At 73.0% G+C, this 20,464-nt stretch carries 20 protein-coding genes; 11 read left to right on the plus strand and 9 right to left on the minus strand.

Features of this window, described 5'->3' with window-relative positions; genetic code table 11:
- The first annotated feature begins 115 nt into the window (after nt 1-115).
- A complete protein-coding gene (locus ASG04_RS01270; RefSeq protein ID WP_056119081.1) occupies nt 116-1,366 on the plus strand; it encodes an FAD-binding protein in 1,251 nt (416 codons plus the stop codon).
- A 69-nt stretch (nt 1,367-1,435) separates the two neighbouring features.
- On the opposite strand, the gene ASG04_RS01275 is transcribed toward ASG04_RS01270, so the two are convergent.
- Nucleotides 1,436-1,930 carry a 2'-5' RNA ligase family protein gene (locus ASG04_RS01275; RefSeq protein ID WP_056119084.1) on the minus strand — a complete coding sequence of 165 codons (495 nt, stop codon included), beginning with the start codon at nt 1,928-1,930 and terminating at the stop codon, nt 1,436-1,438.
- A gap of 140 nt (nt 1,931-2,070) precedes the next feature.
- On the opposite strand from ASG04_RS01275, the gene ASG04_RS01280 reads away from it, so the two are divergent.
- From ASG04_RS01280 to ASG04_RS01290, 3 genes are read left to right on the plus strand one after another with little or no spacing between them, the layout of a single operon-like run.
- The gene (locus ASG04_RS01280; RefSeq protein ID WP_056120143.1) at nt 2,071-3,024 is read left to right on the plus strand and encodes a MetQ/NlpA family ABC transporter substrate-binding protein; all 954 of its coding nucleotides are present in this window, start codon (nt 2,071-2,073) and stop codon (nt 3,022-3,024) included.
- The gene (locus tag ASG04_RS01285) at nt 3,024-4,073 is read left to right on the plus strand and encodes a methionine ABC transporter ATP-binding protein (protein ID WP_056119086.1); all 1,050 of its coding nucleotides are present in this window, start codon (nt 3,024-3,026) and stop codon (nt 4,071-4,073) included. Before ASG04_RS01280 ends, ASG04_RS01285 begins: the two co-directional genes overlap by 1 nt.
- Complete coding sequence (locus ASG04_RS01290; protein ID WP_056119091.1) at nt 4,070-4,741, plus strand: methionine ABC transporter permease; 672 nt, start codon at nt 4,070-4,072, stop codon at nt 4,739-4,741. The genes ASG04_RS01285 and ASG04_RS01290 overlap by 4 nt, the downstream gene beginning before the upstream one ends.
- Before the next feature lie 290 nt (nt 4,742-5,031).
- Here ASG04_RS01290 and ASG04_RS01295 read toward each other — a convergent pair whose 3' ends face one another.
- Together ASG04_RS01295 and ASG04_RS01300 are read right to left on the minus strand one after the other, a co-directional pair.
- A complete protein-coding gene (locus ASG04_RS01295) occupies nt 5,032-5,802 on the minus strand; it encodes an endonuclease/exonuclease/phosphatase family protein (RefSeq protein ID WP_082517712.1) in 771 nt (256 codons plus the stop codon).
- Between the two features lie 132 nt (nt 5,803-5,934).
- Nucleotides 5,935-7,341 carry an MFS transporter gene (locus ASG04_RS01300; RefSeq protein ID WP_056119094.1) on the minus strand — a complete coding sequence of 469 codons (1,407 nt, stop codon included), beginning with the start codon at nt 7,339-7,341 and terminating at the stop codon, nt 5,935-5,937.
- Between the two features lie 126 nt (nt 7,342-7,467).
- On the opposite strand from ASG04_RS01300, the gene ASG04_RS01305 reads away from it, so the two are divergent.
- Genes ASG04_RS01305 through ASG04_RS01325 form a run of 5 tightly spaced genes read left to right on the plus strand, consistent with a single transcriptional unit; the run spans nt 7,468 to nt 12,703 of the window.
- Entirely contained in the window at nt 7,468-8,670 is a 1,203-nt protein-coding gene (locus ASG04_RS01305) for an alanine racemase (protein WP_056119097.1), read from the plus strand.
- Nucleotides 8,670-9,497, plus strand: a complete 828-nt coding sequence (locus tag ASG04_RS01310) for an IclR family transcriptional regulator (RefSeq protein WP_056119100.1) — start codon at nt 8,670-8,672, stop codon at nt 9,495-9,497. Before ASG04_RS01305 ends, ASG04_RS01310 begins: the two co-directional genes overlap by 1 nt.
- Nucleotides 9,494-10,459, plus strand: a complete 966-nt coding sequence (locus ASG04_RS01315) for a sugar kinase (RefSeq protein ID WP_056119102.1) — start codon at nt 9,494-9,496, stop codon at nt 10,457-10,459. The genes ASG04_RS01310 and ASG04_RS01315 overlap by 4 nt, the downstream gene beginning before the upstream one ends.
- Nucleotides 10,460-10,484: 25 nt before the next feature.
- Entirely contained in the window at nt 10,485-11,129 is a 645-nt protein-coding gene (locus ASG04_RS01320; protein ID WP_056119105.1) for a bifunctional 4-hydroxy-2-oxoglutarate aldolase/2-dehydro-3-deoxy-phosphogluconate aldolase, read from the plus strand.
- Nucleotides 11,126-12,703 (plus strand): N-acyl-D-amino-acid deacylase family protein, encoded by a 1,578-nt coding sequence (locus tag ASG04_RS01325; RefSeq protein WP_056119108.1) that lies wholly within the window; start codon nt 11,126-11,128, stop codon nt 12,701-12,703. Before ASG04_RS01320 ends, ASG04_RS01325 begins: the two co-directional genes overlap by 4 nt.
- A gap of 85 nt (nt 12,704-12,788) precedes the next feature.
- On the opposite strand, the gene ASG04_RS01330 is transcribed toward ASG04_RS01325, so the two are convergent.
- Nucleotides 12,789-13,175 carry a RidA family protein gene (locus tag ASG04_RS01330; protein ID WP_056119111.1) on the minus strand — a complete coding sequence of 129 codons (387 nt, stop codon included), beginning with the start codon at nt 13,173-13,175 and terminating at the stop codon, nt 12,789-12,791.
- A 162-nt stretch (nt 13,176-13,337) separates the two neighbouring features.
- On the opposite strand from ASG04_RS01330, the gene ASG04_RS01335 reads away from it, so the two are divergent.
- Nucleotides 13,338-14,567: a hypothetical protein gene (locus tag ASG04_RS01335; protein ID WP_056119114.1), complete on the plus strand. Its 1,230-nt coding sequence runs from the start codon at nt 13,338-13,340 to the stop codon at nt 14,565-14,567.
- 145 nt (nt 14,568-14,712) lie between these two features.
- Here the strand turns inward: ASG04_RS01335 and ASG04_RS01340 are convergent, their stop codons facing one another.
- The 3 genes from ASG04_RS01340 to ASG04_RS01350 all read right to left on the minus strand — a co-directional run bounded on the left by ASG04_RS01340 (nt 14,713) and on the right by ASG04_RS01350 (nt 17,157).
- On the minus strand, nt 14,713-15,204 hold the full coding sequence (locus tag ASG04_RS01340) for a pyridoxamine 5'-phosphate oxidase family protein (protein ID WP_056119116.1): 492 nt from the start codon (nt 15,202-15,204) through the stop codon (nt 14,713-14,715).
- A 124-nt stretch (nt 15,205-15,328) separates the two neighbouring features.
- Entirely contained in the window at nt 15,329-15,952 is a 624-nt protein-coding gene (locus ASG04_RS01345; RefSeq protein WP_056119119.1) for a hypothetical protein, read from the minus strand.
- Nucleotides 15,953-16,047: 95 nt separating this feature from the next.
- Nucleotides 16,048-17,157 (minus strand): LLM class flavin-dependent oxidoreductase, encoded by a 1,110-nt coding sequence (locus tag ASG04_RS01350; RefSeq protein WP_235515389.1) that lies wholly within the window; start codon nt 17,155-17,157, stop codon nt 16,048-16,050.
- 82 nt (nt 17,158-17,239) lie between these two features.
- On the opposite strand from ASG04_RS01350, the gene ASG04_RS01355 reads away from it, so the two are divergent.
- The gene (locus ASG04_RS01355; protein ID WP_056119123.1) at nt 17,240-18,148 is read left to right on the plus strand and encodes an SDR family oxidoreductase; all 909 of its coding nucleotides are present in this window, start codon (nt 17,240-17,242) and stop codon (nt 18,146-18,148) included.
- 504 nt (nt 18,149-18,652) lie between these two features.
- On the opposite strand, the gene ASG04_RS17535 is transcribed toward ASG04_RS01355, so the two are convergent.
- Together ASG04_RS17535 and ASG04_RS01365 are read right to left on the minus strand one after the other, a co-directional pair.
- Nucleotides 18,653-19,363, minus strand: coding sequence for an SGNH/GDSL hydrolase family protein (locus ASG04_RS17535; RefSeq protein WP_056119127.1), 711 nt, complete (start codon nt 19,361-19,363; stop codon nt 18,653-18,655).
- Between the two features lie 221 nt (nt 19,364-19,584).
- Entirely contained in the window at nt 19,585-20,373 is a 789-nt protein-coding gene (locus ASG04_RS01365) for an NRDE family protein (protein WP_056119130.1), read from the minus strand.
- Nucleotides 20,374-20,464: the final 91 nt, after the last annotated feature.

A 20,464-nucleotide genomic window follows, 5' to 3' on the forward strand; every position in this document is an offset into this window, starting at 1 on the left:
CCCGCCGGCGCAGCCGCGCCGCAGCCGCCCGCCGGCGCCGCGCAGCCGCGCCGCGCCGCAGCCGCCGGCCCCCGCGCGCCACCTCGCTGTCACCCGCGCGTGGCATCGTGGGCGCATGCGGTCGACGACGAGCGAGCTGAACTGGTCCGGCACGGTGACGTACACGGCGTCGCGGGTCGAGCGTCCGACCTCCCTCGACCAGGCCGCCGCGATCGTCGCCCGTGAACCCCGCGTCCACGGCCTCGGCACCCGGCACTCGTTCAACGACGTGGCCGACACCCCGGGCGTACTGCTCGACCTGACGCAGGTGCCCACGGACCTGCTCGTCGACCGGACCCCCGAGGGCACGACAGTCACCCTCGGCGCGGGGACCCGCTACGGCGACGTCGCCCCCGCACTCGACGCCGAGGGGCTCGCCCTGCACAACATGGGGTCGCTCCCCCACATCTCGGTCGGCGGCGCGATCGCCACCGGCACGCACGGCTCCGGCACCAGGCTCGGGTCGCTGAGCACCGCTGTCCGGGGTCTCGAGCTGATCGGCCCCGACGGCACGATCCGCACGGTCACGCGCACCGACCCGGACTTCCCGGGCACCGTCCTGCACCTCGGGCTGCTCGGGATCGTCACCCGCGTCACGCTCGCGGTCGAGCCGAGCTACCGCATGCGCCAGGACTCCTACGGCCCCGTCCCGTGGCGCACCTTCCTCGACCACGCGGCCGAGATCCACGCCGCGGGGTACTCCGTCTGCGCCTACACCCGCTTCGGGGACGACGACGAGGGCGGCGCGATCGGCGAGGTGCTCGTCAAGTCCCGCGCCGAGCACGTGCCGGACGACCTGGTCGGTGCCCCGCGGTTGCCGGGTGGCCCGGGCGACGAGCACCGCACCGCCCGCGACGGCTCGATGGGACCGTGGTGGGACCGGCTGCCGCACTTCCCGATCGGGTCCGTCCCGTCACACGGCTCCGAGGTGCAGAGCGAGCACTTCGTCCCGCTCCGCCACGCGGCCGCCGCGCTCGACGCCCTGCGCGGCCTGGCCGACCGGATCCAGCCGCACCTGCACGTGGCCGAGCTGCGGACGATGGCCGCCGACGACCTGTGGCTCAGCCCGACCCAGGGTCAGGACGTGTTCTGCATCGCCTTCACGTGGAAGAAGCACCCCGAGGCCGTCGCGGCACTCCTGCCCGACCTCGAGGCACGGCTCGCCCCCTTCGACGGCCGACCGCACTGGGGCAAGATGAGCTCGCTCGACGGCGACGCGGTGGCCGCCCTGTACCCGCGCCTGCCCGCGTTCCGCGCGCTGGTCGCGCGTGCCGACCCGGACCGGACGTTCGCGTCCGCCTTCGGCGAGCGGGTGCTCGGAAGCTGAGCCGGTGCTCGGGACCTGAGCCGGTCCTCCAGTCGGTCCAGGAGGCCCCACGCGCCGCCGCCTCGCCGGTCAGGCCAGCGGCGTGGTCACCTTCGTGTCGCCGTCCCAGTGGCGCAGACCGCCCACGGTGAGCACCTCGGGCAGCGGCGCGTCGGCGGCGACGGACCGGAGCGCCATCGGCAGGTCGACGTCGCGGATGCGGCGGGCCAGGGTGACGTGCGGCGACCACCGACCGGGTGACGACGGGTCGAGCGACCCGGGCGCAGCCAGGTGCACGGCCCGGTGGAAGCGTGCCAGCGGCTCGTCGACGACCACGCCGAGGCCGAACACGTGCCGGCCGGGCCCGGCCGGGAAGAGCAGGACGCCGGCGACGCGGAGCTCGGTCGGCAGCGGGTGGTCGAGGCCGATCGGCATCGGGACGGACTCCCCCGCGGCGAGCGTGACGTGGGGGTCGTTCGTGCCGGAGTGCCCGAGGCTCGGTAGCTCCGCGGCGACGAGGGCCTGCCAGAGTCCGCGCACCACCTGGTCCGAGCGGTCGTCGAGGACGAGTTCGATGCTGCGCACGACGTCGAGTCTGCCCGGACCGCCTGCGTGCCCCACGCGGATGTAACACGGCGGAACGCGAATCGCCCGCGTGCCCACGGCGGGGCACACTCGGTGCGGTCCACGAGCGTGTGACCCCGCCCGACCACGAGGAGCACCCCATGACCGCACCCGCACTGCCCGACAAGCCCAAGCGCAAGCGCCCCGTCGGCTGGATCGTCGCCGCTGCCGTCGTCGTCGTGGCGATCATCATCGCCGTCGTCGCCGTCGCCGTCCGCTCGGGTGGGTCCTCGGACGCGGCCGCCGGTGGCTCGGACGCGGCGCCGAAGACCGTGACGATCGGTGTCGCCGACAAGTCGCTGCCGTACTGGAACACCTACGTCGACCTGGCGAAGCAGAAGCTGAACGTGACGGTGAAGCTGCAGAACTTCTCGGACTACTCGCTGCCGAACCCGGCGCTCAAGGACAAGCAGATCGACATCAACCAGTTCCAGCACATCCAGTACCTGGCGAACTACAACGTGACCTCGGACGACGACCTGCAGCCGATCGGCGCCACGGCCGTGTACCCGCTGCCGCTGTACTCGACGAAGGTGTCGAAGCCGTCCGAGTTCCAGGAGGGCGCGAAGATCGCGATCCCGAACGACGCCATCAACGAGGCCCGGGCGCTGCTGGTGCTGCAGTCCGCGGACCTGCTCGAGCTCAAGGACGGCGGCAACGCGTTCTCGACCGTCGCCGACATCACCTCGCACAAGGTCGACGTGCAGCCGCTCGACGCCTCGCAGACCGCGAACGCGCTGCAGCAGGGCTCGGTCGACGGGTCGATCGTCAACGTGAACTACGCCACCTCGGCGGGACTCGACACGAAGGACGCGATCTTCCAGGACGACCCGAAGAGCGCCTCGGCCGCACCGTACGTCAACGTGTTCACGGTGCGCGACGCCGACAAGACCAACAAGACGTACCTGTCGCTCGCCGAGCTGTTCCAGGACGACGCCGTGCAGCAGGTGTTCGCGAAGGACTACCCCGACGCGGTGACCAGCGACGCCAGCCCGGCGACGCTCCAGAAGGAGCTCACGACGGTCGAGCAGGACGCGAAGGCGGCAACGAAGTAGTGGCTGCCCTCGTCGAACTCCGCGGCGTCTCGAAGCGCTACCGCCGCGCGGACACCGGCGAGACCGTGGTGGCCGTCGAGGACGTGTCCCTCGACGTCGAACAGGGCGAGGTCCTGGGCGTCATCGGGTACTCCGGCGCCGGCAAGTCCACCCTGGTCCGCCTGGTCAACGCCCTCGAACTGCCCACCTCGGGCACGGTCACGGTGGCGGGCCAGGAGCTGACGGCGATCCCCGAGCGGGACCGCCGTCTGGCGCGCCGCCGCATCGGGATGGTCTTCCAGCAGTTCAACCTGTTCCGCTCCCGCACCGTCGCCGGCAACGTGGCGTACCCGCTCAAGGTCGCCGGCGTCGGCAAGGCGGAGCGGGACCGCCGCGTCGCCGAGCTGCTCGACTTCGTCGGACTGCTCGACCGTGCGCACTCCCACCCCGAACAGCTCTCCGGCGGGCAGAAGCAGCGCGTCGGGATCGCCCGGGCGCTGGCGTCGAACCCCGAGCTGCTGCTCGCCGACGAGGCCACGAGTGCGCTCGACCCGGAGACCACCTCCGAGGTCCTGTCGCTCCTGCGCCGCGTCAACCGGGAGCTCGGCGTGACGATCATCGTCATCACCCACGAGATGGACGCCGTCCGCCAGATCGCCGACCGCGTGGCCGTGATGGAGCGCGGGCGGGTGGTCGAGGTCGGGGACGTCTACGACGTGTTCTCGACACCGCAGAACGCCGCCACCAGGCGCTTCGTCCGCACGGCCCTGCACGACCGGCCGTCGGTGGAGACCCTCGCGCGGCTGCGCGAGCGGCACCCGGGTCGGCTCGTGACGGTGCAGATCACCGACGAGGCCGGGCTGCAGAACCGCATCGACCGGGTCTTCCGCTCCGCCGGGGTCACCGCCGAGCTCGTCTACGGCGGGGTCGGCGAGATCCGGGAGCGCCGGATCGGGTCGTTGACCTACGAGCTGGTCGACGCGTCCGACGCCTCCGGCTCTGCGATCGACCGCGCCGTGGCCGCCCTGCGTGCCGACGGCGTCACCGCCGACGAGGAGGCGGGCGCATGAACAACTCGTTCCAGAGCGTGATCGACACGTTCGACGTCTTCCTCGGTGCCGTCCGGGACACGATCGTCATGACGGTCGTCTCCCTGGTCATCGCCGGGGTCATCGGGCTGGTGCTCGGGCTGGCGCTCTACGCGACCCGTCCGGGCAACGTGCTCGGCAACCGCACGGCGTACACGGTGATCAACCTCGTCGTGAACATCGTGCGGCCGATCCCGTTCGTGATCTTCCTGGCGGCCATCGCGCCGCTGTCCCGGGTCGCGGTGCAGACCACGATCGGCGTGCCGGCCGTCACCTTCGCGATCTCCCTGGCTGCGTCGTTCGCCGTGGCTCGGATCGTCGAGCAGAACCTGTTGGCGGTCGACCCCGGCGTGGTCGAGGCCGCACGGGCATCGGGAGCGCACCCGGTGTCGATCCTGCTGACCGTGCTCATCCCCGAGGGGCTCGGGCCGCTCATCCTCGGCTACACGTTCATCTTCGTGGGCATCGTCGACATGACGGCGCAGGGCGCCCTGATCGGTGGCGGTGGCCTGGGCGAGTACGCGATCACGTACGGCTCGCAGCGGTACAACTGGTGGATCGTCTACGTCGCGGTGGCGGCGATCGTGGTCATCGTGCAGGTCGGGCAGTTCGTCGGCAACCGGCTGGCCCGGGCGACGCTCCGTCGCTGACGCGCCGGGTCGGTGGACCCGCACACCGACGGACGGGAGGCGCGGTGCCAGCTGGCACCGCGCCTCCCGTCCGTCGACAGTCGCGTTCCGGTGCGTTCGTGGGTCGGCTGGTCGCGCTCGTCTGACTGCATGCGGTTCCGCAACATGCCGCTCAGTTCCGCCGAGGTTCCGCGATCACCCGGTCCGAGCGCTCGAGATGCCAGAATTCTGGAACCTGAGGAACGACGGGCATCTGGAACCTGAGGAAGGACGGGCAGTCGCGCACCACCGCGCAGACGCGCCCGGCGCGGTCAGGCCGCGGAGGCCTCGTCCGTGCCGGCGGCAGCCGCGGGCTCCTCGTAGTGCGCGCGCACCAGGATCGGCCGGTGGTCCGAGATGCCGGCGGGCAGGGTCTCGACGCCCGCGATGTGCAGCCCGACGCTCGTCGCGAAGTCGAAGTGTCCGGTGAACTTGCGGTAGCGCAGGTAGGTGGGCTGGTCGGACAGCGACAGCGCGAAGCCGTGGGACTCGATCTTGCGGCGTAGGTTCGTCTGGAACCAGGGGTAGTTGAAGTCGCCGACCATGATTGCCGGGGCCTCGCTCGACAGGTCGCGGACGAACTGGTGCGCGGCCTCGATCTGCTTGCGGCGCAGGGAGTTGGTGGCGGTCAGGGGCGATGCGTGGAACGAGGCGACGATGACGTCGTTGCCGGCGTGCTCGTCGTGCAGGTGCATGGCGATGAGCCGCTCGTGCGCGGGCGCCAGGACCCGGTCGTGCAGCGACTTCTGCAGCGAGTGGATGCTGAAGTCCTTGACCTGGAAGCGGTCGTCGCGCTTGTAGATCGCCAGGCCGAGGCGGTTCGTCTTCGTGGATGCGGCGAGCGTGAGCCCGCCGACCGAGGTGGCGAGGTCGTTGCTGTCGCACTCCTGGACGCACAGGACGTCGGCGTCCGAGGCCTCGGCGAGCGCGGCGAGCTCGCCGTTGGCGGTGTGCTCGCGGAGGTTGTAGCTGACGACGCGGATGGTCCGGGACTCGGTGTCGGCGTCGTCCTGGACGCTGCTCTGCTGGTCTGGCACGGGCATGCTGCCTTCCTTCCGGAGCGGGGTCCGAACGTCCTGCTCAGTCTGCCGCGGCAACGCTACCCGGCGTCGACGAGCGGTCTCTGAGACTGTAGCGCGTGGCGGTTCGCCGGTGCGTGAACCGACCGCGAACGATCATGGACGGACGCGCCGCGCCGGTCGCACGGTGTCCCCGGCGGTCTTGCTCATGACGATGCCCTCGACGCAGGCCACCACGAGCAGTGCGGCGATGACCCAGAAGGCCACGACGTACGGTCCGGACCCACCGAGTCCGGCGGCCGCGCGGATGACCACGGCGGCCACCGCGACGCCGAACCCCGCCGCGGTCTGCTGCAGTGTCGAGGACAGCGTGTTGGCCGGGGTCATGTCCGCCTGCTCGACGTCCGCGAAGGCGATGGTGTTGTAGGCCGTGAAGCCCACCGATCGCGCGGCACCGCTCACGACGAGCAGGACCGCGAGCAGCCAGAACGGGGTGGTCGGAGCGAGGAACGCCATCGCGGCGACGGACAGCGCGGCGATCGCCGAGGACACGATGATGACGGGGCGGTACCCGAACCAGCGCAGGAACGGGGTGGTCGCGGGCTTGATGCCGAGGTTGCCGACGAAGACCCAGAGCACGGCGGACCCGGCCTCGAGCGCGGTCCACCCCCACGCGTCCTGGAACAGCAGGGGCAGCACGAACGGCACGGCCGAGACGGCCAACCGGAAGAGGCTGCCGCCGGCGTGGGACACGCGGAAGGTCTCGAGCCGGAACGCGTCCAGGCCCATGATCGGGTGCGGCGCCCGTCGGAAGTGCCGGATCGCGAGCCAGGTGCAGGCGGCCCCGACGACACCGGCGAGGACGGCGGGCACGACCGGGACCACGTCGAGCGACAGCATCGAGGCCATCACCACGAGGGCGCCGAGCCCGAAGCACGCCAGCAGCGAGCCGAGCCAGTCGAAGGGGATGCGCTGGGCGGCACGCTCCTGGGGCACGAGGACGATCGCCGCCACCAGCGCGATGACACCGAGCGGGATGTTCACCAGGAAGATCCAGTGCCACGACAGGGTGTCGACGAGGACGCCACCGATGAACGGCGCGATGATCGGTGCCGCCAGCGCCGGCCAGGTCAGGATCGCGATCGCGGTGACGAGTTGCTCGCGCCCGGCGCTCCGGAGGACGACGAGCCGCCCGACCGGCACCATGAGCGCCCCGCCGATCCCCTGCACGATGCGCCAGATCGTGAGGTCGACGAGCCCGGTCGACGCGGCACAGAGTGCGGACGCGATCGTGAACAGCGCGATCGCGCCGACGAACACGGTGCGCGAGCCGATCCGGTCGGTCAACCACCCGCTGACCGGGATGAGGACCGCGAGCGTCACGAGGTAGGCCGTGATCGCGATGCCGATCGCCGCGGAGTCCACCCCCAGGTCGCGGCCCATCGCGGGCGCGGCCGTCGCCAGGATCGTCCCGTCCAGCAGCTCCATGAAGAAGGTGCCTGCCACCAGCACGGCGACCGCCGTGCTGCCCGTCCGTCGTCTGGCTGGTGTCGTCGTCGTCATCTCGCCTGTCAGCGTAGGCCGGGGTCGCTCACTGGACGCGCCGTTCTGCATCGTGGAACGCTGGTGTCGATGCTGTTGTCCCCGCGGGCGCCCCTGCACGACCGTGGAGGCGACGAAGGAGGATCGATGTCGACCACCCCGGCCACCGTGACGGCGAAGGGCGCCTGGGACTCGGCGAGCCCGCTCCCCCACCACGTGCTGCACGACGCGCACCTGCCCGTGATGACGCTCCGCGACACGGCGCTCCGCAACAACACCGCGGTCATGCAGGCGTACGTCGAGCGGCACGGCTTCCTGTTCGCCCCACACATGAAGACCCACATGGCGCCGGCCCTGGCACAGCGGCAGGTCGACGCGGGTGCGTGGGGCGTCACCGTCGCCTCGGTGCAGCAGGCCATGGTCGCGTGGGACCACGGACTGCGCCACGTCCTGGTCGCGAACGAGGTCCTCGACCCCGCCGGTCTGGCCTGGCTCGCGTCACGGCAGACCGTCGACCCCGGCTCCGACGTGCTCTGCTGGGTCGACTCGGCGGCGGGGGTCACCGCCGCCGCCGATGCCGCCCGCGCGGTCGCCGGCGAGCTGCACGTCCTGGTCGAGGTCGGGTTCACCGGCGGGCGCACCGGGGTGCGCGACGCCGCCACCGCGCGGGACGTCGCCGAGCGCGCGGTCGACGCCGGCCTGGTCCTGCGCGGCGTCTCCGGCTACGAGGGCGGCCTGCCCGACGTCGACGCGGCCCGACGCTACGTCGACGGGGTGCTCGCGATCGCGTCCGACGTGCGCCCGCTCGTCCGCGGCGACCGTGCCCTGCTGAGCATGGGCGGCAGCGCCTGGTTCGACGCGGTCGCCGACGCCGTCGCCGCCCGCCCCGCCGACCTCGACGTCGTGCTCCGGTCCGGCGCGTCCCTGACCCACGACGACGGTTTCTACGAGGCACGCACGCCCTTCCACCGCCATCCGACCGAGGGGTCCCTGGTCGCCGCGATCGAGGTCTGGGGCCGCGTGACGTCCTGCCCCGAACCCGGCCTGGCGCTGGTGGCCGTCGGCAAACGGGACATCTCGTTCGACGAGGGGCTGCCGGTGGTCCGGCAGGTCCGGCCAGGAGGCCCGGCGCGGGGCCCACGCAGCACCCCGCCACCCGGGGCGGTCACCGTCACCCGTCTCGACGACCAGCACTGCTACCTCGCGCTGGCCGACGGGGTCGTGCTGGCGCCCGGCGACGTCGTCGTGTTCGGCATCTCGCACCCGTGCACGGTCTTCGACAAGTGGCGGCAGGTGCACGTGGTCGACGACGACGACGTCGTCCTCGAGACGATCGCGACGTGGTTCTGATGGGCTCCGCCGACACCGAGGACGTCCCGGTGCGGAACGCCGCACTGTCGCTGCGGCGGGGACTGCGGATCCTCGACGTCGTCGCTGACCGGACCCGCAACGGCGAGACGTCGGTGCGCCTGACCACGCTGAGCGCCGAGCTCGGGACGTCGAAGTCGACCGTCCTGCGCCTGACCGCTCCGATGCTCGAGAACGACCTGCTGCGCCGCACGGCCGACGCCGGCTTCACGCTCGGGCTCGGCGCGCTGCTGCTCGGGCAGAGCTACCTCGAGGGCATCGACCTGCGGACGGCCGCCGGTCCGTTCCTCCGACGGACCGCCGAGCAGACCGGGCTGACGTGTCACCTCGTCGTGCCGGACGGCACGGACATCGTCTACGTCGACAAGGTCGAGACCCGGGGCACCGTGCGGATGGCCTCGCGCATCGGCAACCGGCTGCCGATGCGGAACACCGCGTCGGGCAAGGCCATGGTCGCGTTCGGCGCTCCGGACCTGCTCGACCGGGTCGTGGGCTGCCCGGTGACGGCGACGACCGAGCACACGATCGTGGACGACGACCGCTGGCGCCAGGAGGTCGGTCGGACGCGCGACCGCGGCTACGGGATCGACGACCGCGAGAACGAGCCGGACATCCGGTGCGTCGCCGCGCCGGTGCTCGGACACGCGAACCAGGTGGTCGGTGCGATGAGCATCTCGGGCCTGGCCGTCCGGTTCCCGGCCTCGGCGGTCCGCGAGCTCGGCGGCCGCGTGGTCCGGACCGCGCTCGAGATCTCGGTCGCGCTCGGGTCGTCGTCCGCACAGCTCGCGCTCGCCCGGGGTGCGCGATGAACACCGTCCTGACGTTCGGCGAGACGATGCTGCTGCTCGCCGGTCGAGGTCCGCTCGCCGACCTCGCCACGATGACGGTCGACACCGGGGGCTCCGAGAGCAACGTCGCGATCGGGCTGGCCCGTGCCGGGGTCGACGTGACCTGGGTGGGACGGGTCGGATCCGACCCGGCGGGCGACCGCGTGCTGGCCGACGTCGCAGCCGAGGGCGTGCACGTCGTCCCGGTGCACGACCCCGCGCGGTCGACGGGCATCATGCTGAAGGAACGCCTGCCCGACGGCCGCACCCGGGTGACCTACCACCGTCGGGGCTCCGCGGCCTCCGCGCTCACCCCGGGCGACCTGCCGTCGGGGAGCGTCGAGGGTGCCCGGCTGCTGCACGTGTCGGGGATCACGCTCGCGCTGTCCGACACCGCCCGCGAGACCGTGCACGCGGCGGTGGTCCGTGCCGACGACGCCGGTGTCCCCGTGGCGTTCGACGTGAACCACCGTCCGAAGCTCGTCGACGACGTCACCGGACGGGGCTGGTACCGCGCCGTCGCCGCCCACGCCGCCGTGGTGTTCGCCGGCGACGACGAGGCCCGTCTCGTCCTCGGGCACGACGAGCGTCCGGGTGACGAGGAGTCGCTCGCCCACGACCTCGCCGCGCTGGCGAACGGCCGCGCCGTCGTCAAGCTCGGATCCCGGGGCGCCGTGGCCTCGGTCGACGGCGTCCTGCACCGCCGGACGGCGAGTCCCGTCGCCGTGGTCGACCCCGTCGGCGCGGGCGACGCGTTCGTCGCCGCCTGGCTCGCCGCGGACCTGACCGGCGCCTCGCCGGAGCAGGCGCTCGACCGCGCGGCCGACGCCGGGGCGCTCGCCTGCACGGTCGACGGCGACTGGCGCCGACCGGACCCGACCGCCCTCGGCATCGCCGACCCGCTCGGCACCGACCACGCCGTGCACGACCGTGTCGACCGCTGACCGAGACACCAGGAGGACCGCTCGCATGACCGAGACCACCGACGCCACCCCACGACACCGCCACCAGGCCGGACCGGCGATCGCCATCCTGCGGGGCGGTACCGGCGACCACGTCGAGGACGTCGTGCGCGTCCTGGTCGAGGCCGGCGTCACCGCGATCGAGATCACCACGAACACCCCCGGGTGGCACGCCGGCATCGCCTGGGCGGTCGAGCGCTACGGCAGCGCGGCGTCGGTCGGGGTCGGCACGGTGCTCGAGCCGCGCCAGCTCGACGAGGCCGCCGCGGTCGGTGCGTCCTTCGCGGTGAGCCCGCACACCGACGCCGCGATCGGCGAGCGCGCCCACGAGCGCGGACTCGGCTGGTACCCCGGCGCGGCGACCCCGACCGAGATCGTGCGCGCGTGGCAGCTCGGCGCGCGGGCCGTCAAGGTGTTCCCGGCGGCGCAGCTCGGCGGCCCCGCGTTCCTGCGCCAGGTGCTCGCGCCCCTGGACTTCGTCGACGTGATCCCGACCGGCGGCATCGGGGTCGACGACGCCTGCGACTACCTGGACGCCGGAGCCGTCGCGGTCGGCCTCGGCTCGCCGCTCGTCGGCGACGCCCTGACCTCCGGCGACCTCGACGCCCTCCGCGTCCGCGCCGAGCGGCTCGTCGCCGCGCTGCGCCGATGACCGACGCGGAGGCGGTCCCGGTGCTGCTCCGCGGCGGTTCGGTCGTCGGAGCGGACGGCGTCGTCCGCGCCGACGTCCTGGTCGAGGGCGACCGGATCAGCCGGGTCGGGACGGACCTCGCCGTGCCCGAGGGAACGGGCGTGCTCGACTGCGGCGAGCGCCTGGTGCTGCCCGGGTTCGTCGACGCGCACTCGCACGCGGGGTCGCTGGTCTTCGACCCCGCGGTGCAGCTCGCGCTCCTGCGCCAGGGTGTCACGACGATCGTCACGGGGCAGGACGGAGTCGGTCCCGCACCGGGCGGTGGCGCGTACGCGGACACGTACTTCGCCGCGATCGACGGTCCGCACCCACGGCACGACGGCAGCGGGATCGACGGGCTGCTCAGCACCTACGACGGCACCACCCCGGTGAACGTGGCGACGCTGGTGCCCGCCGGCACGGTCCGGCACGCGGTGCGCGGGGACGACCCGGGGCCCGCGGCGCCGCACGAACGCCGGGCGATGCGCACCATGGTCCGGGACGGGCTGGACGCCGGGGCGGTCGGCCTGTCGACGGGGCTCGACTACGTGCCCGGGCTGTTCGCCGACACCGCCGAGCTCATCGCGCTCTGCGTCGAGGTCGCGGACGCCGACGCGCTGTACGTGTCGCACATGCGCGGCGGGTACGAGGCGAACGCCCGCGCGGGGCTCGACGAGATCGCCGACTTCGTCCGGGCGACCGGGGTCCGCGCGCACGTGTCCCACCTGCACGCACCGGTCGACCTGGCCGTCGAGGCGCTCGACGACCTCGAGCGCGCGGGGGCCCCGATGTCGTTCGACGCCTACCCGTACTCCCGCGGCTGCACGATCCTGTCGATGCTGCTGCTGCCCGCCGACCTGGCGCGCCCCGGCACCCCGGACCTGGCGCGGGCGATCGTCGACCCGGCCGGACGGGCCCGGGTCCGGGGACTCGTGCTCGACCGGGTGCTGGCCCGCGCCGACCTGGGCACCGGATGGGCCGAGCAGGTCACGCTCTCGCACGTGCCGGCACCGGAGTTCCACGCGCTGCAGGGACGGACCCTGGCGGAGGCCGCCGACCTGACTGGCAGCGACCCGCTGGACCTGGCGCTCGACGTCCTGGTCGACTCCGCGCTGCAGGTCACGGTCGTGATGCGGGTACCCCACCCCCGGACGGCCGAGGACCTGACGCCGCTGTTCCGGCTGCCGGGGCACACGGCCGGGTCCGACGGCATCTTCGTCGGCACGCACCCGCACCCGCGGGCGTACGGCACCTTCGCGCGCTACCTGCAGGACCACACGCTGCCCGGTCGCCTGAGCTGGACCGAGACCGCTCGGCACCTGTCCACCACGGCCGTCGAGCGGTACCGCCTCGGGGCGCGCGGCGTTGTCCGGCCCGGCGCGGTCGCGGACCTGGTCGTCGTCGACCCCGACCGGGTCGCAGCACGCTCGACGTACGCGCACCCGATGCGCCTGGCCGAGGGCATCGACGACGTCCTGGTCGCGGGCGTCCCCGTCCTCGCCGGGGGTGCCCTGACGCACGACACCCCCGGTCGCGGGCTCCGCAGAGCCCGGTGACCGGGGGTGTCGTCCTGCGGGTCCGGGACCGCCCGGGGTGCGGACGTCAGGACGGCCCCGGGGTGCGGACGTCAGGACGGCACGGTCAGGACGCGCTCGGCAGGACCGCGACGACGTCGATCTCGACGAGGATCGACGCGAGGTGCGACTGCACGGTGGTGCGGACCGGGTACGGCTCGGAGAAGTGCTTCGCGTACTCGGCGTTGAAGGCCGCGAAGTCGCGGTCGGAGTGCTCGAGGTGGACGGTCGACTTGACGACGTCGTCCAGCGTCGCGCCGTGCTCGGCGAGCACCGCGCGGATGTTCGCGAGCACCTGGGCGGTCTGCCCGGCGACGTCGTCGGCGATCTCCCCCGTCGCCGGGTCCTGCGGGCCAAACCCGGCGGTGTACAGGAATCCGTTCGCCACGATCCCCTGGCTGTAGGGGCCGGCGGGCTTCGGGGCGTTGTCGGTCACGATGGCGGTCTTCGACACGTGGGGCTCCTCACGAGGTGGCGGACGGGACCTCCAGGGTAGAGCGGACCCGTGCGGCGCGACGCGACCACGAGACGGGCGGTTCCGTCGTGCACAACGTGAACCGGACCTCCCGGCCGTGTGGCGGCGCACCGTCCAGGATCGTGCCGCTATCGTCGGGGAGTGCCGTCCGCCCCGTCGTCGATCGCTTCCGGCCGCCGCCGCGTCCTCGACGTGGTCACCAGTCTGCCAGTGTGGGCGACCATCGTGCTGGTCTGGGCCGGTGGCCGCGTGCTGTCCACCTTCTGGCTCGCGCTGGTCTACCCGCTCGTCGGACGCTCCATGCCGGACAACGCGATCTGGGGCAACGACCACGGCTTCCTGCGGTTCCTGACCGCGTGGGACGGCCAGTACTACGAGCAGATCTCCCTGCACGGCTACCCGACGACGCTGCCGCTCGACAGTGCAGGGCACGTCGCACAGAACGCGTGGGCGTTCCTGCCGGCGTTCCCCTTCGCGATCCGGTTCGTCACGGTGTGGACCGGCATGACGTTCGAGGTGGCGGCTCCGCTGATCGCGCTCGCCGCGGGGCTCGTCGCCGCGTTCCTGCTGCACCGCCTGGTACGCGACCGCGCCGGCGAGGCCGCCGCGCTGTGGGCGGTCTTCTTCTTCACATGCGGACCGCTGTCGTTCCTGCTGCAGGTCGGCTACGCGGAGAGCATGTTCCTGGCGTTGACGTTCGGCGCGCTGCTGGCGCTCGAGCACCGGCGGTACGGGCTGCTGACGGCGCTCGGCGTCGCAGCGGCGTTCACGCGCCCCGGGGCTCTCGCGATCCCGTTGACGCTCGGCGTGATCGCCCTGGTGCGCCTGGTCCGACTTCGCCGCAGCGACGAGCGTGTGCTCGACGGCTTCCCGCTGCACGAACTGGCCCGGGTCGTGGCCTCCGGCGCGGTGATGGTCGCGGCCGGGCTGGCGTGGCCGGTCATCGCCGCGCACGTGACCGGTCGACCCGACGCCTACCTGGCGACGGAGATGTCGTGGTGGGTGAACTTCATCGGTCGGGTGGACTTCGTCCCGCTGTCGCCGTGGTTCCTGACGACCGCCAAGTGGCTCGGCGTGGGCGGGGTGCTCATCGTGATCGGGCTGCTCGTCGCCTACCCGGTGTGGCTGACGCGCCGGTCCACGCGCACGCTCGGGTCCACGACCGTGCTGTTCGCCGGCGCCTACGCCCTGTACGTGTTCGCGGTGTCGCTGCCGATGGCGTCGACACCGCGGCTGCTCATGCCGCTCGCACCGCTGTTCGGGTCACCCGAGCTCGTGGCGAAGCCGTGGATGCGCTGGACGCTCGTCACCTGCGCGCTCGCCGGTCAGCCCGTCCTGGTGGCGGTGCTCTGGCTGCTGGGCCCGCCGTAGCGCGTGCGCTGCTGCGCTGGCCCCCGGCCGAACGGGTGGTGCGAGGTTGATGGCCCCGTGAGCGGCAACAACCGCGCACCGGGCCATCAACGACGCACCGACCAGCGGGTCCGCACGGTCCCGGCGGCACCGTGCGGGGATCGACCTACAGCTCGAGCGTGCCGTGCGACCCCACGTCGGGCCGGTCCTGCTTGCCGAGGGCGGCCTTCATCGTCTGGACGAGGCTGCCGACCGGGCCGGTGTCCTGCGTCCAGTACTCGACGGAGTCGCCCTCGACGGTGAGCAGGCGGATGCTCGGGTCGTCGCGGCCGTCCGGGAACCAGGCCTCGGCGAACGGGGACCACAGGTCGTCGATGACCGAGTCGTCCTTCGTCACGGTGGCGGTCCCGGCGATGGACAGGTACCCGCCCTGCGACTCGATGGCGACGTTCACGTGGGGGTTCCTGGCGATGTCCTCGACCTTCTCGCTGCCGTCCTGTACCAGGAAGCGCAGGGTGCCGTCGAAGCTCTTGTCCTGCACCGCGAGCGGACGGGCGTGCAGGCTGCCGTCGTCGCTGACGGTGGTGAGGAGTGCTGTACGGGCCCCGTGGACGATGTCCGAGATGGCGGCGCGCTGGTCGGTCTGGTTGTCGGTCATGGTGCTCCTTCGCATCGTGCACCCCGTGTCGCCCGTCATGACCGGGAACGCGGGGCACTGCCGTCGGACCAGTCTGCCCCCGCAGTCTGGACGCGTCCGGGATGCGTCGGCGCCACGCAGCGCGTCAGGCGGGCTCGTGGATCGTGGTCTCGACGTCCACGACCTGCGGGATGCGCGGCATCGACGCGAACCCGAAGCGCACCGGCGGGTCGAGCGGCGCCAACGAGCCCAACGGCTCCCCCGCCCAGGTTCCCCGGACGCCGGTGACGTCGTGCGCCCCGGTGACGCCGTAGTACTCGCGACGACCGTTGCCGGCCGACCCCGCCGTCCCGGCCCCCGGCGCGACGAGCCGCGCGATCGGGTCGATCACCCGCAGCCACCGCGGGTCCCGGGCGATCGGCTTGGGCACGACCCGCAGGACCCGGCCGAGCGGTGAGATGGTCCCGACGTCGACGGTCGCACGCAGCTGGCCGGCGTCGAGCTCGAGCCCGGCGGCGGTCCGGCGGGCGTTCACGGGCACGACGTCGACCGCGTCGAAGCGGTAGGTGCCCGAGACGTACGCCGCGACGATCTCGTCGGGCGCGAGCAGCACGCTCGACCCGTCGGGCAGCTCGACGAAGACGTCGGTGAACGCGCCGAACGGGGACCGGTCCCACATCCCGATGACGAGTCGGACACCGGAGGTCGTCCCGACGCCCAAGATCCGACCACGGAAACGACGTTCGGTGACTGCATGACGCGACGGCATGTCGTGGACGGTACGCGGCGCGACCGTGAAGTCACGTGACGGACTGGAGGCACGCCTCCAGTCCGTCAGGTCGGGTCGCGACCCGGGTCGCGCGGCTACGGGACCGGGACGGGCTCCGCGAGCAGCTCGCGCACGCGGGGCGCGACGGCGTTGCCGTACAGCTCGATCGACCGCATCATGTCCGCGTGCGGCAGGCGGCCGGTGGCGTAGCGCATGTCGAACCGGGTGACGCCGAGGATCCGCATGTTGCGGGCGATCTTGCGCGCGACGGTCTCCGGCGAACCGACGTAGAGGGACCCGCCGGCCGACAGGCCCGCCTGGTACTGCGCGGCGTCGAGGGGTGGCCAGCCGCGTTCACGGCCGAGGCGGTCGGTGACGGCCTTGTGGTAGGGCCAGTAGCGCTCGGCGGCTTCCTCGTCGGTGGCGGCGATGAACCCGGGCGAGTGCATCGCGATCGGCTGCTGCGGGAGCTCGAGCTGCGTCAGCGCCTGGCGGTACAGACGCGAGAACGGAGCGAACTGCGCCGGCTGCCCACCGATGATCGCGAGGAACAGGGGCATGCCGTACGACGCGGCGCGGATGACCGACTGCGGCGAGCCGCCGACGCCGATCCAGGTCGGGATGGGTCCGTGCTCGAGCTTCGGGAAGACGTCCTGGTCTGTCAGGGCCGCGCGCTTCGAGCCGCTCCAGGTCACCGGGTCACCGGCGCGGAGGGCGGCCCAGAGCTGCAGCTTCTCCTCGAAGAGCACCTCGTAGTCGGCGAGCTCGTAGCCGAACAGCGGGAAGGACTCGGTGAACGAGCCACGGCCCAGGATGACCTCGGCGCGGCCGTTCGACAGGGCGTCCACGGTCGCGAAGCGCTCGTACACGCGGACGGGGTCGTCGCTCGACAGGACCGTCACGGCGCTGCCGATGCGGATGCGCGACGTGCTTGCGGCGATGGCGGCGAGGACGACCTCGGGGGCGCTGACGACGAAGTCCTCGCGGTGGTGCTCGCCCACGCCGATGAAGTCGATGCCGACCTGGTCCGCCAGCACGGCCTGGTCGACGACGTCGCGGATGCTCTGGGCGTCGCTCTGCAGCGAGCCGTCGGCGAGTTCGGTGACGTCGCCGAACGTGTCGAGGCCGAGCTGCACGGGCCCCACGCGGTCCGGGGCGGGCGGCGGGACGTCCGAGGGACGACCGGTACCGAATGCGTTGCTCATCGCGTCCTCCAAGTGAATGCGTATGCATGAATCTAGCACGACGGGGCCGATCGGTCCAGCGCCCCCGTGTACGGTCCGGGACATGCCGAAGCTCCCTGACCAGACCGGACGCCGCGTCGTCGTCACCGGATCGAACAGCGGCACCGGCCGCGAGACCGCCACGCGTCTGGCCGAGGCCGGCGCCTCGGTCGTGATCGCGGTGCGGACGACGCCCAAGGGCGACGAGGCAGCCGCGGCGATCCGCCGGCAGTTCCCGCACGCCGACGTCGAGGTCCGCGAGCTCGACCTCGCCGACCTGGCCAGCGTGCGGCGCTTCGCGGCGGGCATCATCGACGACGACCGGCCGCTCGACGTCCTCGTGAACAACGCGGGCGTGATGGCACCGCCGAAGCGCTTCGAGACGGTCGACGGCTTCGAGCTGCAGTTCGGCACGAACTACCTGGGCCCGTTCGCGCTCACCAACCTGCTCATGCCGGCACTGCTGCGCGCCGAGGCACCCCGGGTCGCGACGATGTCGAGCCTGGCCGCGATCCCCGGTCGGATCCGCTTCGGCGACCTGCAGTGGACACGGCGCTACTCACCGTTCCGTGCGTACGCGCAGTCGAAGCTGGCGGACCTGCTGCTCGCGCTGCACCTGCACACGCTGTCGGTCGAGCTCGACTGGCCCCTCGTCTCGACGGCCGCGCACCCCGGTTACACCCGCACGAACCTGCAGGCGGCCGGACGCTCGCTCGGCGGCTCACGCCCGGTCCCCGGCGGCCAGCGGGCGATGCCCTTCAACCAGGGGGTCGAGCAGGGCAGTGAGCCCCTGCTGTTCGCCGCGGTCGGGCGAGCAGCGGTCGGCGGCGCCTACTACGGGCCGTCGGGGCCGTTCGGCATGACCGGGCCGACCACCACGGTGTCGATCCCGGGTTCGGCGCGCAGCACGGACCTGGCACGCAGCCTGTGGGCGGTCGCCGAGGACCTGACGGGGACCTCGCTGCCCGCCTGACGCGCGGCGCGGGCTTGCGCTTCGCACGGTGCGAGCTCCGCACGGTGCGAGCTCCGCACCGTGCGCGGTTCGCACCCCGTGCGCCCTTGCCGGCGTCGTGCGAGGTTGTTGCCCCGCACCACGCCACCAACCTCGCACCGGCTCACCGGCTCACCGGCCCACCGGACTGGAGGAGCGGTGCGGGGCCGCCACGCTCCTCCAGTCCGCACCGTGCGGGGTTCGCACCCCGTGCGCCCCTGCCAGCGTCGTGCGAGGTTGTTGCCCCGCACCACGCCACCAACCTCGCACCGGCCCACCGGCCCACCGGCCCACCGGCCCACCGGCCCACCGGACGGGAGGAGCGGTGCGGGGCCGCCACGCGCCTCCAGTCCGCACCGTGCGGGGTTCGCACCCCGTGCGCCCTTGCCGGCGTCGTGCGGTGTTGTTTCCCCGCACCACGCCACCAACCTCGCACGGACGACGAACGGCGCACCGTGCACACCGACCACGCGGGCGTGCCCCGGGTCAGAACCGCACGTGGTCGCGCGCGAAGGCCGATGCGACCGCCGTCTCGATCGCCTGCTGCCCCTCGACCGTCGGGTGCACGTCGTCCGACTGCATCCAGGTCGGGTGTCCGCGGAGCGGTTCGCCGATGTCGACGTACTGCCCGCCATCGCGCCCGATCGCCTTGCGCAGTGCCTTGGAGATGACGGCGAGCTGGGCCGGGGGCGCGTCCTGGTCCCAGATCGCGCTCAGGCCGATGAGCTTCGCACCCGGCAGCCGGCGGTGCACGTCGGCGACCACCTGGTTCGTGGCACTGCGGATCTCGGCGTCGTCCATGCCGAGGTCGTTCGAGCTCGCCTGCACGAACACGACCTGCGGCCGGAGCTCCACCGCGCGCTTGACCAGGGTCGGGTAGGCGCTCGCACAGTCGTCGTCGTCACCGAGCGCTGCCACGCCCGCACCGTCGCACGACAGGTTGGTGAGCGCCCAGTGGTGCTCGTCGGCCAGCATCGCGGGCCAGGCCTGCGACTCGAGGAGTCCGTGCCCGCCGCTGATCGAGTCGCCCACGACGACGACCCGCACGTGCGCGGCGTGGTCCCACGGCCGCGAGGTGGACGATGCGGTCGGCGTCCGCTGGGCCGCGACGGAGGAGTCCTCGGCGCAGGCGCCCAGCGCGAGGACGGCAGCCGTGGCCAGCAGGGCGGCCAGCAGGGTACGTGGTCGGGTCGTCACGTCCGGGGACGGTACGCGCGCTGGGCATCGCCGGAGCGGCGGGGGCGTACCCCGTCCGCTTCCGGTGCGCACAGGCACCGGGAGGGAGGCCCGGCTCGGCCCCGGTACGGAGCCGCGCTGCGCTGCGCCGCGCTGCGGGCGGATCGCACCCCCGTGCGGACGTCGCGCCCGCAGGCAACGGGGCGCGATGTCCGTCAGGGGGTGCGACGCCGCGCGCGACGTCAGGCGCGGTGGAGCTCGACGGCGCTGGTGATGTCGCCCGGGTCGGTCAGGCGGGCGTGCTGCAGCACCGTCCGCCCCGGCCCCACCGCCGCGGCGACGATCGACAGGGTCGCGAAGTGCCCCTCGGGCTCGACGGAGTCCCGCAGGATCGCGTCCGCGTCGTCGGCGGGCAGCGCTGCCGACGCCGCGAGCACGCCGAACCACGGGCTCCACCCGTCGCCGGCGTCCGTCCCCGCGTCCGCCGCCCGGAGCTCGTCGAACGGTGCCAGTGCCGGCGGGCCGCTCGGGGCGTCGACCTCGCGGAAGGCCCCCAGCCAGCGGCCGATGCGCGGCGCGGCCGGGTCGTCGGGCTCACCGTGCGTGACCATGTGCACGCCGGGTCCGAGCTCGGTCGTGCGGACACGGGCACCGTCCCACGTGACGACCGAAGCACCCGTGGCCGTCGCCCGCACGAGGTTGAACGCGCGCGTGGTCGGCACGGTGTCGTCGTGGCCGGGCATCGCCCCCTGCAGGGCGTCGAGCGGCAGGACCCCGCGCGTCGTCCAGGTGCCGTCGGACGAGGGCACGTCCTCCCAGCGGTTCAACACGACGGCGAGCCCGGCCTGGTCCGACGCAGCCAGCCAGGCACCACCCGCCTCGCGGTCGCGGACGCCGCGGAGGGACGGGTCGCGCTCGGGCCACCACGCCGCCGGCGGGTCCCACGGACGGTCCGGCGACTCGTCCCGCATCGCGAGCATGGTGACGGGCCACGCGGAGCCGGGATCGACGCGGACGACGACGGTGCACATGCGCACGATCCTCGCACGGCAGCCGGGGCTCAACCGTCCCAGGCCGAACCGGCGGACCCGGCACACATGCGCTCGATCCTCGCACGGCAGC

The sequence above is a fragment of the Curtobacterium sp. Leaf183 genome (genome assembly GCF_001424385.1).
Classification (GTDB): Bacteria; Actinomycetota; Actinomycetes; order Actinomycetales; family Microbacteriaceae; genus Curtobacterium.